The 10,589-nt window shown below is 69.5% G+C and carries 6 protein-coding genes, 4 tRNA genes and 1 pseudogene; 3 read left to right on the forward strand and 8 right to left on the reverse strand.

All coding sequences use genetic code 11. The features are described 5' to 3' along the window. A partial coding sequence (locus ACFWR9_RS20500) for a Glu/Leu/Phe/Val dehydrogenase dimerization domain-containing protein (protein ID WP_383844034.1) occupies positions 1–689 on the reverse strand: 689 nt, incomplete at its 3' end. Between the two features lie 220 nt (positions 690–909). Here ACFWR9_RS20500 and ACFWR9_RS20505 point away from each other — a divergent pair. Both ACFWR9_RS20505 and bldC read left to right on the forward strand, forming a co-directional pair. After that, entirely contained in the window at positions 910–1,761 is an 852-nt protein-coding gene (locus ACFWR9_RS20505) for a hypothetical protein (RefSeq protein WP_383844037.1), read from the forward strand. A 533-nt stretch (positions 1,762–2,294) separates the two neighbouring features. Next, positions 2,295–2,501: a developmental transcriptional regulator BldC gene (gene bldC, locus ACFWR9_RS20510; RefSeq protein ID WP_003949541.1), complete on the forward strand. Its 207-nt coding sequence runs from the start codon at positions 2,295–2,297 to the stop codon at positions 2,499–2,501. 430 nt (positions 2,502–2,931) lie between these two features. Here bldC and ACFWR9_RS20515 read toward each other — a convergent pair whose 3' ends face one another. From ACFWR9_RS20515 to ACFWR9_RS20545, 7 genes and pseudogenes are all read right to left on the reverse strand, one after another. Continuing rightward, a complete protein-coding gene (locus ACFWR9_RS20515; RefSeq protein ID WP_383844040.1) occupies positions 2,932–3,126 on the reverse strand; it encodes a DUF6274 family protein in 195 nt (64 codons plus the stop codon). 307 nt (positions 3,127–3,433) lie between these two features. Beyond that, positions 3,434–3,508, reverse strand: a tRNA-Asp gene (locus tag ACFWR9_RS20520). Positions 3,509–3,615: 107 nt separating this feature from the next. Further along, the gene (gene hrpA / locus ACFWR9_RS20525; RefSeq protein ID WP_383844043.1) at positions 3,616–7,614 is read right to left on the reverse strand and encodes an ATP-dependent RNA helicase HrpA; all 3,999 of its coding nucleotides are present in this window, start codon (positions 7,612–7,614) and stop codon (positions 3,616–3,618) included. A 119-nt stretch (positions 7,615–7,733) separates the two neighbouring features. Beyond that, positions 7,734–7,807, reverse strand: a tRNA-Phe gene (locus ACFWR9_RS20530). Between the two features lie 24 nt (positions 7,808–7,831). After that, a tRNA-Asp gene (locus ACFWR9_RS20535) sits at positions 7,832–7,906 on the reverse strand. Between the two features lie 34 nt (positions 7,907–7,940). After that, a tRNA-Glu gene (locus ACFWR9_RS20540) sits at positions 7,941–8,013 on the reverse strand. 204 nt (positions 8,014–8,217) lie between these two features. After that, a pseudogene (locus tag ACFWR9_RS20545) lies at positions 8,218–9,812 on the reverse strand (metallophosphoesterase). A gap of 71 nt (positions 9,813–9,883) precedes the next feature. Between ACFWR9_RS20545 and ACFWR9_RS20550 the strand changes: the two are divergent. After that, entirely contained in the window at positions 9,884–10,234 is a 351-nt protein-coding gene (locus tag ACFWR9_RS20550) for a metallopeptidase family protein (RefSeq protein ID WP_383844046.1), read from the forward strand. Positions 10,235–10,589: the final 355 nt, after the last annotated feature.

A 10,589-nucleotide genomic window follows, 5' to 3' on the forward strand; every position in this document is an offset into this window, starting at 1 on the left:
ACCGAGGGGTGCCGCTCGGTGAGGGCCCGCACGACGTCCTTGCGCACATCGGTGACGACCACGTGCGCGCCCTCGGCGAGCAGGTGCTCGACCAGGTGGTGACCGACCTTTCCGACGCCGGCGATGCCGACGGTGCGGTCGCGCAGTGTCGGGTCGCCCCACAGGTGCTGGGCGGAGGCCCGCATGCCCTGGTAGACGCCGAAGGCGGTGAGCACGGAGGAGTCGCCGGCGCCGCCGTTCTCGGGGGAGCGCCCGGTGGTCCACTGGCACTCCCGTGCCACGACGTCCATGTCGGCGACGAACGTGCCGACGTCGCAGGCGGTGACGTACCGGCCGCCGAGCGAGGCGACGAAGCGGCCGTAGGCGAGGAGCAGTTCCTCGCTCTTGATCCGCTCCGGGTCGCCGATGATCACGGCCTTGCCGCCGCCGTGGTCGAGACCGGCCATGGCGTTCTTGTACGACATCCCGCGCGCGAGGTTCAGCGCGTCGGCGACGGCATCCGCCTCGCTGGCGTACGGGTAGAAGCGGGTACCGCCGAGCGCGGGGCCCAGGGCGGTGTTGTGGAGGGCGATGACGGCCTTGAGGCCGCTGGCCCGGTCCTGGCAGAGCACGACTTGCTCATGACCCCCCTGGTCCGAGTGGAACAGGGTGTGCAGTACATCAGCAGGTGCGCCGGTTACGTCGGTCACGGTGGTGACTCCTGTGTAGGTTCGGCGGGTGGAGACCTGTCCCCGTGAGGGTGGCGGGGACTGTGGCACGAGATTAGAGCCTGACGGGGCCCCCTCGCCGCACCGTGCCCAGGATCACCTCCGCACGGAGTACGGGCGTGCGACGATTTGCTGAGGTTCCCGCGCGTTTGTGATCGGCTCCGGCAGGTTTTCGGTGCGGTGCGCGGGGGAGGGAGCAGGCGTGCCCAAGGTGTCCTCGGTGATCGTCCCCTACGCGGCGTACCTGCGCGTGTACGAACCGCTGGCCGCCTTCCGCGAGCCGGAGCGCGACCACTGGGCCCGGTACGCCCGCCGCCCCGACCTGCCCTCCTACCAGGTGGAGCTGCGCCGCTCCCTGGCCGACCTGCTGCCCACCCCGCCGGTGGCGGTGCCGGTGCACGAGAGCGCCGACGCCTTCGTGGCAGAGGTCGACGGAGTGGTCTGCGTCTGCCCCTGGCGGACCCGGCTGCGCGGCTGGCAGGCCTTGGGAGAACTGGCCGAGGACTTCCCGGAGCCCGTCCTGGACGCCCTGATCCCCCCGGTGGTACGCCGGGAGACCACGCAGGACTACGAGCGCTGGCTGGAGCGCAACCCGGACGCCCGGCCCTGGATCCGCACGGCCACCTGGCAGGTGCCGATCAACTGGTTCGTCCTGGTCTCCGACGCGGAGCGGGAGTACGACAAGGGCGGCGACGACGAGGGGCCCACCGCGCCCCTACTGCGCTACCGGACGCCGATGGTGCAGGCCCGGCGGCGGGTGGCCCGGGGTCTGCGGGCCCTGAAGGAGGCCGTGGACGAGGGTCCGCTGATCGACGGACTGATGGACGTCGGGCGCTGGCTGGAGGAGTTCCACCCGCGCTCCCTCGTGGAGCTGGACTACGGCGGGCTCGTGCACGCCGTGCCGGCCGGGGAGCTGGCGGACGACCACTCCGCGGCGGACGTGGCCGAGGGGATCGAGGCGCTGCGCCACGGCGACCCGGCCACCGCGGGGGAGGCGTACGGGCGGCTGGTGGAGCGCTGGCGGGCGGTCCGGGACCGGCGCTCGGCGAACTGACGTTTGACGTACCGCCCGTTTTGAGGTTTCGTCTTCCGATCCGACACCCGTCACGGATGTGCTGATGCCTTGTCAACAAGGGACGTAGGTCCCGATCCGGGCGTATGCGTCAAGCGTGACGGACCGCACGTACATCACTCTTGCGCCCCTTCCCCCTCCTCATGCCAAAATAGGACAAGGAGCCCGGGGAGGGCTCCTTCCGTCCTGCTGTGATGCACTGTGGGCGGAATCTCAGCATTGCCACGCTTTGGGGGGTCTCGCGACTCCTGATCGCCCTGTGACTGATCGTCACAGTGGCGTGACTGTCCGCTATGGCATGGTCCATCGGCTTCCGTCGCTGATGAACACCTGGGAGGGCAATTCCATCGGTTTGGCCGACGCGGCTGGACAGATGGTGTAGTTGTAGTGCCGAGGACAAGCCGTTCGTCCTATAACCGACTCGACTCGCGTCCGCCATTTCGGGCAACGCGGGTCAAGGTGCAGAATTTAGAGGAATGAACCGAGAAGGTTCGGTTCTCCCGAGGAGGCCGCTCATGACCGCTCGCACCCCTGATGCCGAGCCGCTGCTGACCCCGGCTGAGGTCGCCACCATGTTCCGCGTCGACCCGAAGACGGTCACGCGCTGGGCGAAGGCCGGCAAGCTCACGTCGATCCGCACGCTCGGCGGGCATCGCCGCTACCGCGAAGCCGAGGTCCGCGCTCTGCTCGCGGGCATTCCGCAGCAGCGCAGCGAGGCCTGAACAACTGAATAACCGGGCAAAACGGCAGGTCCCCCAACCTGTCGAGGCGCTCGGAACCACAGCTCCAAGCGACGCCGTTCCTGCCCCAACAGGGGTGCGTCGTTGATCGCGCTGGACTCCGCCGGGTCCAGCGCGATCTTTTTGTGTCCGGTCCTGTGCTCCGGGACGGGACGCCGGCCGGTTCTGTGAGTGGCCATGTCGGAGTCTGGGGAGGGGTGTCGGATCGGCCGTGCGAGCACTGCGAGAGGTAGTGCAATTGCACATATTAAATTGACCAGTTGTAGGGGAGCCGTAAGTGCCACGTTTTCAAAAACTCATGCGGTGACACCCGTCACACGACGCGGTGGTTGTTGGCCGCCCTGCCCGTGCGCTAGTGGAGGCATCGCTTCCAGGAGGTCTGCGTGGCAAGGGCGTTGGGATCATCCGGGGATCACGCCACGGGCACGCTCTCGTCCTCGACGCCCTCTTGACGTCCGGTCGGAGACTGTGGGGCCGGCGCGTCCAACGCCAGGCGCAACAGCCGGTGGCAGATCGCGCAGTGGCGCGTCGCGTGACGGTACGACGACGCGGCCGACAGGTGCGCGCGGAGCAGGGCCCGCGTCTCGTGCCTGACCGATGCCGCCATACGCCACCTCCGGGGCCGTACAGGGGGACGTTCCCTGCTTCTTGAAGTACCGGGCGAATGTGACGCCGTCAAGGCCGGGAGAGGGGCGCCCAGGGCTTCGGGGGGCCGGTGGGGTGAGGCATACCTGGAGGCAACAGAAGAGGCCCGCACCAGACGGTGCGGGCCTCTCGTAATGCGGTCCTGACGGGATTTGCTGTACCCGATGGCGGCTGCGCCGCGGGCGCGGCCTCCACCTTGACAGGGTGGCGAGTGGGGCGCGGGGTAAAAGGAAGGACCCGCACCGATCGGTGCGGGTCCTTCGCTGTTGCGGTCCTGACGGGATTTGAACCCGCGGCCTCCACCTTGACAGGGTGGCGAGCACTCCAAACTGCTCCACAGGACCAGGTTTCGCGGCGCTTCTTCTGTGTTGCGCTGCGAGAAGAGACTGTACAGGAGGGTTGCGCCCGGGTCGAACTCACCCTCCGAACAGGCCCCGTTACGGGACGAGCGCTACGGGGCGAGCGCGTCGATCGCCTTCACGATCCTTTTGTCGGAGACCGGGTACGCCGTGCCCAGCGCGTGCGCGAAATAGCTGACCCGCAGCTCCTCGATCATCCAGCGGACCTCCCGCACCTGCTGCGGCACCGGCCGGCCCTGCGGCAGCTGCTCCAGCAGCCACGCGTACTCGTCCCGCATCTCGTGGACCTTCTCCATGCGCGACGTGTCCCGCTGCACACCGGTCGGCATCTGCTGAAGGCGCCGGTCGGCGGCGACCAGATAGCGCATCAGGTCCGGCAGCCGCCTGATCCCCGCCTCCGTGACGAAGCCGGGCTTCACCAGCGCGTCCAGCTGCCCCCGCACGTCCTGGAGGTTCGCCAGCAACGCGGGGCTCCGTACGGACTTCAGGCGCCGCTCGCAGGCCTGCCAGGCCGCCAGCACCTGCTGCACCTGGCCCACCGTGCGGACGGTCGTGTCGACGATCTCCGCGCGGACCCGCTCGTAGAGCTTCCGGTAGGACTCCTCGTCCCACGCCGGGCCCCCGAAGTCCGCGATCAGCTTGTCCGCCGCCGCCGTCGCGCAGTCGTCGAACAGGGCCTGGATCGAACCGTGCGGATTCGCGGACAGGCCCAGCTTCTGCTGGTTGGTCAGCGTTTCGGAAGCGAACTTCGCCGGGCTCACCGGGATGTTGCGCAGGATCAGCCGGCGCGTGCCCTTCCACATCGCCTGCACCTGCTCGGCCTCGGTGTCGAAGAGCCGCACCGAGACGGTGTTCGCGGTCGGCCCGTCGTCGACCAGCGCCGGGTACGCCTTCACCGGCTGACCGGCCCGCCGCGTCTCGAAGACCCGGGACAGCGTCCCGATCGTCCAGTCCGTCAGACCCGAACGCTCCAGCGACTCACCGCCGCTGCGCTCGGCGGTGGCCGCCGCGGCCTGCGACAGCGCCTTGCGCGCCTTCGGCCGCAGCCGGAGCTTCAGCGCCTCCAGGTCCTTGTCCTCGGCCAGCTTGCGGCGCCGCTCGTCGACGATCCGGAAAGTGATCCTCAGATGGTCGGGGACCTTCGCCCAGTCGAAGTCCTCCGCGTCGAACGGCACCCCCACCATGCGCTTCAACTCTCGCGCCATGGTCACCGTCAGCGGCTCCTGCAACGGCACCGACCGGTCCAGGAACGCCTGCGCGTAGTTCGGAGCCGGCACGTAGTGGCGCCGGACCGGCTTCGGCAGGGACCGGATCAGCTCCACGACCACCTGCTCCCGCAGCCCCGGGATCTGCCAGTCGAAGCCCTCGTCCGTGACCTGGTTGAGCACCTGGAGCGGCACGTGCACCGTCACGCCGTCGGCGTCCGCCCCCGGCTCGAACTGGTACGTCACCCGGAACTTCAGCGGACCCTGCCGCCAGGAGTCCGGATAGTCGTCCTTGGTGACCGCCCCCGCCTTCTCGTTGATGAGCATCTCGCGCTCGAAGTCGAGGAAGTCGGGCTGCTCGTGCCGCTTGTGCTTCCACCACGAGTCGAAGTGCGCACCCGAGACGACGTGTTCGGGCACCCGCTGGTCGTAGAAGTCGTACAGCGTCTCGTCGTCGACCAGGATGTCCCGGCGCCGCGCCCGGTGCTCCAGCTCCTCGACCTCGGTGAGCAGCCGGCGGTTGTCCGCGAAGAACTTGTGGTGCGTCCGCCAGTCGCCCTCCACCAGGGCGTTGCGGATGAACAGCTCGCGGCTGACCTCCGGATCGATCCGCCCGTAGTTCACCTTGCGCTGCGCCACGATCGGCACGCCGTACAGCGTCACCTTCTCGTACGCCATCACCGCCGCCTGGTCCTTCTCCCAGTGCGGCTCGCTGTAGGTGCGCTTGAGCACGTGCTCGGCGAGCGGCTCCACCCACTCCGGCTCGATCTTCGCGTTGACGCGGGCCCACAGACGCGAGGTCTCCACCAGCTCCGCGGACATCACGAAACGCGGGGGCTTCTTGAAGAGCGCCGACCCCGGGAAGATCGCGAACTTGGCGTTCCGCGCGCCCAGGTACTCGTTCTTCGCTGTGTTCTTCCCGCCCTCCCCCCCGGCCGTCTTCACGTCCTTCATGCCGACGTGGGAGAGCAGACCGGCCAGCAGTGAGACGTGCACGCGGTCGTCGGGAGCGTCCTGCTCGTTGAGGTGGATGCCCATCTGCTTGGCGACCGTACGCAGCTGCGTGTAGATGTCCTGCCACTCGCGGATCCGCAGGAAGTTGAGGTACTCCTGCTTGCACATGCGGCGGAAGGACGACGAACCCCGCTCCTTCTGCTGCTCGCGGACGTACCGCCACAGGTTGAGGAAGGCGAGGAAGTCGCTGGTCTCGTCCTTGAAGCGGGCGTGCTGCTGGTCGGCCTGGGCCTGCTTCTCCGCCGGCCGCTCCCGCGGATCCTGGATGGACAGCGCCGCCGCTATCACCATGACCTCGCGGACGCAGCCGTTCTTGTCGGCCTCCAGCACCATCCGGGCCAGCCGCGGGTCCACGGGCAGCTGGGCCAGCTTGCGGCCGCTGTCGGTGAGCCGCTTGCGTACGTCCTTCTGCGCCGGGTCCAGCGCGCCCAGCTCCTGGAGGAGCTGCACGCCGTCGCGGATGTTGCGGTGGTCCGGCGGGTCGATGAAGGGGAACTTCTCGATGTCGCCGAGGCCCGCCGCGGTCATCTGGAGGATGACGGAGGCCAGGTTGGTCCGCAGGATCTCGGCGTCCGTGAACTCCGGGCGCGCCTCGAAGTCGTCCTCGCCGTACAGCCGGATGCAGATACCGTCGCTGGTCCGCCCGCAGCGGCCCTTGCGCTGGTTGGCGCTGGCCTGCGAGATCGCCTCGATCGGCAGCCGCTGCACCTTGGTGCGGTGGCTGTACCGCGAGATCCGGGCGAACCCGGGATCGATCACGTACTTGATGCCCGGCACGGTCAGCGACGTCTCGGCGACGTTGGTGGCCAGAACGATCCTGCGCCCGGTGTGCTGCTGGAACACCCGGTGCTGCTCGGCGTGCGACAGCCGCGCGTACAGCGGGAGAACCTCTGTGCTGTGCCAACCAGCGCCTCCGGCGCGGGGGAACTTCTTCTCCAGCGCGTCCGCCGTGTCCCGGATCTCCCGCTCACCGGAGAGGAAGACGAGGATGTCGCCCTTGCCCTCCCCCATCAGCTCCTCGACGGCGTCGGTGATGGCGGTGATCTGGTCCCGGTCGGCGTCGTCGCCGTCCTCCTCAAGGAGCGGCCGGTACCGCACCTCCACGGGATACGTCCGCCCGCTCACCTCGACGATCGGCGCGTCACCGAAGTGACGCGAGAACCGCTCCGGGTCGATGGTCGCCGACGTGATGACGACCTTCAGGTCCGGCCGCTGGGGGAGCAGCTGGGCGAGATACCCCAGCAGGAAGTCGATGTTGAGGGACCGCTCGTGGGCCTCGTCGATGATGATCGTGTCGTAGGCGCGCAGCTCGCGGTCGGTCTGGATCTCGGCGAGCAGGATGCCGTCCGTCATCAGCTTGATGAAGGTGGACTCCGGATTCACCTGGTCGGTGAACCGGACCTTCCAGCCGACCGTCTCCCCGAGGGGCGTGTCCAGCTCGTCCGCCACCCGCTCGGCGACGGTGCGTGCGGCGATCCGCCGGGGCTGGGTGTGCCCGATCATGCCGCGGACGCCACGGCCCAGCTCGACGCAGATCTTCGGGATCTGGGTGGTCTTGCCGGAGCCCGTCTCGCCCGCGACGATCACGACCTGGTGATCACGGATGGCCGCTGCGATCTCGTCCTTCTTCTGGCTGACCGGGAGCTGCTCGGGGTAGCTGACGACGGGCACCCGCGCCCGGCGCTCCCCGACGCGCTGCTCGGCCTTGGCCACCTCCGTCTCGATCTCGGCGAGAACGGCGGCGCGGGCTTCCGGCTTACGGATCTTCCGCGCACCTTCGAGCCGCCGACCGAGCCGGTGCGCGTCGCGCAGTGACAGCTCGGCCAGCCGGGGCGCGAGGGTACCGAGGGCGGGGGCGGGATGCGTAGACATACGGGTTCCAGGATCTCATCCCCGGGAAATTCCTGGCGAACGATTTCCGTCCGGGCACCGTGCGGGCACCGTCCGGGCAACACAGAACCCCCGTCGATGATCTCGACGGGGGTTGTATGTGGCTGGGGCCGGGGTCGAACCGGCGACCTATCGCTTTTCAGGCGATCGCTCGTACCAACTGAGCTACCCAGCCGCGAGGTTTCACGTGAAACCTCAGCGGTCCTGACGGGATTTGAACCCGCGGCCTCCACCTTGACAGGGTGGCGAGCACTCCAAACTGCTCCACAGGACCAAGCTTCGTACGACAGTGTCGCACATGTACTGCGTGCCCCCAACGGGATTCGAACCCGTGCTACCGCCTTGAAAGGGCGGCGTCCTGGGCCGCTAGACGATGAGGGCGGACAAGCCGTAACCGCTTGCTTCGCTTTTCGCCCCCCATATACGGGAGACGTGAGAAGCATGTGACTCCGCTTTCCCCCGAAAGGTTCCGCTTCTCCTTGGCCCCTGATGGGGTTCGGGACGGTCAAGCCCTGACCGCTGCCCTTGGGCACGACGAGACTGTACTACGGCTTTCGGGGCGCGACCAAACCGAATAATGGCGGGTCACCGGGCAGGCGGGGCGGGTCGCGTCATCGAGGGGGATCCTCCCGCCGGGGACGGGGTGGCGCCCGGCTGGTTCTCCTTGGGGAGGTGGCGGCTGACCTCGGCCGTCGTCAGGCCCAGGCCGCCCAGCTTGATCTCGTCCCAGGCCTGGAGGCGCCGGGTGTCCCGGTCGAAGTAGAGGATGGACGCCTGGATCGGGTCGGGGTACCTGCCCTCGACCGCGCGCAGTCCGCTGCCGCCGGTGGAGCCCTCGACGCGCAGGCGGGTGCCGTACTTCATGACCTCCATGTCCTCGCGGTGGAGATGCCCGGCGAGGACCAGGGGCACCGCGCCGTCGACCTCGCGGGCGGCCGACGGTTCGTGGGCGATCGCGATGTCCACGGGGGTGCCGGCGGTGGTCTGGTCGCGCAGTGCGGAGGCCAGGCGGGCGCCGGCCAGTTCCTGGGAGGCCTCGGCGCCCTCCGACTTGGAGCGGTCGGGGGTGAACTGCGGGTCGCCGATGCCGGCGAAGCGCAGGCCCGCGACGCTCCGGGCCCGGCCGTCGTCGAGGACGTGCACGTTCTTCAGGCCCCGCAGATACTTCTGGGTCTCCTGGGAGTCGTGGTTGCCGCGGACCCACACGTACGGCGCGCCGAGGTCCTCGATCGGGTCGAGGAAGCCGTTCTCCGCGGCGGTGCCGTGGTCCATCGTGTCGCCGGAGTCGACGATCACGTTCACCTTGTACTGCCGCACCAGCGAGGCGATGATCTTCCAGCTCGCCGGGTTGAGGTGGATGTCGGACACGTGCAGGACCCGGATCGTGGTCGGGTCGGGCTGGTAGGCGGGGAGCGTGGAGGTGACGTCGTAGAGCTTGGTCACGTTGGTGACCAGGCGGGCCAGTTCCTTCTGGTAGACGTCGAACTCGGTGACGATGCTGCGCGCGTTGCCGACGAGGGAGGGCGCGGAGGAGAGCAGGCCGGAGAACCTGGGTTCCAGGACGGAGTCGGGGTTCCAGGTCGCGTAGGCGGTGCCGCCGGAGGCGACCAGGAGGGTGAGGGCGAGGCCGCCGGCGGTCAGGGCGCGCCGGGGGCGGCGGTAGACGGCGAGGCCGAGGGCGGTGGCGCCGGTGACGACGGCGACGCAGGAGCGGACGGCGAGGTCGAGGGTGCCGTGTTCGACGTCCTGGGCGACCTCGTCCTGGAGGCCGGAGAGGCGTTCGGGGTGGTCGACGAGGGCCTGGGCGCGGTCGGGGTCGAGCTGGTCGACGTTGACGTCGAGGCGGACCGGGGCGATGTGGCTGTCGAGCTGGAGGGCGCCCAGGGGGGAGACGTTGATCTTCGTGCCGCCGGTGACGGACGGGCGCAGCGTCATCGTCGTGTTCATGGGGCCGACGGGCACGCGGACGTTGCCGACGACCAGCAGGCCGAGCCAGGCGCCGAGCAGGACGACGGCGACGAGGCCGACGGCGCGGGTCCAGGGCCGGGGGCGGGCGGCCAGCTCGGGTGTGGTGGGCGTCCGGCGGGCGCGGAGCCGGCGGGTGAGGGCGCGCGGGGCTTTGCGGATGGAGTTCATACCTCGGCCAGGGCGTGCGGGGCTGCGGCGGGGACGCGGGCCATTGGTCCGGTATGCCCATGGCCCGGGGCGGATATGCGGGTCGTACTGCACGGTCGTACCCGACAATGGGTCTGTGCTGGAGATGACGCGCGAGGAGTTCGAGGAACTGGTCGCCGAGGCGCTTGACCGGATTCCGCCGGAGTTGACGCGGCTGATGGACAACGTCGCGGTGTTCGTCGAGGACGAGCCGCCGGCGGAGGATCCCGAGCTGCTCGGGCTGTACGAGGGGACGCCGCTGACGGAGCGCGGGGAGTGGTACGCGGGGGTGCTGCCGGACCGGATCACGATCTACCGGGGGCCGACGCTGCGGTTCTGCGAGACGCGTGAGGACGTGGTGGCGGAGGCCGAGGTGACGGTGGTCCACGAGATCGCGCACCACTTCGGGATCGACGACGAGCGGTTGCACGCGCTCGGGTACGGGTGAGGGTCGCCGGGTATGGGTGAGCGTCGCCGGGTACGGGTGAGGGTCGCCGGGTATGGGTGAGGGTCGCCGGGTACGGGTGACGTCCTCGGGTGCGGGTGAACGTCCGTGGGTACCGGTGACGCGCTCGGGTCAAGTCCGCCTCGCCGGGCGCGTGTCCTCTTGTGGGTGAAGGGAGTTGGGCACGGCGACTCCTTGAATCCCGGAGGTGGCCGCCCGTGCGCCCCTTGTACGTACCCGTCCGTCTGGCCGTCACGGCCATGGCCGTGGGGGCCGCCGCCCCCGGCCCCGGCGCCGCGGACCCCCCGGGCGGCACCGGGGGGCGCCGCCGGCCCCACCCCACCCCCCGCGCGGCGCG

Source organism: Streptomyces sp. NPDC058534 (assembly GCF_042717365.1).
GTDB lineage: Bacteria > Actinomycetota > Actinomycetes > Streptomycetales > Streptomycetaceae > Streptomyces.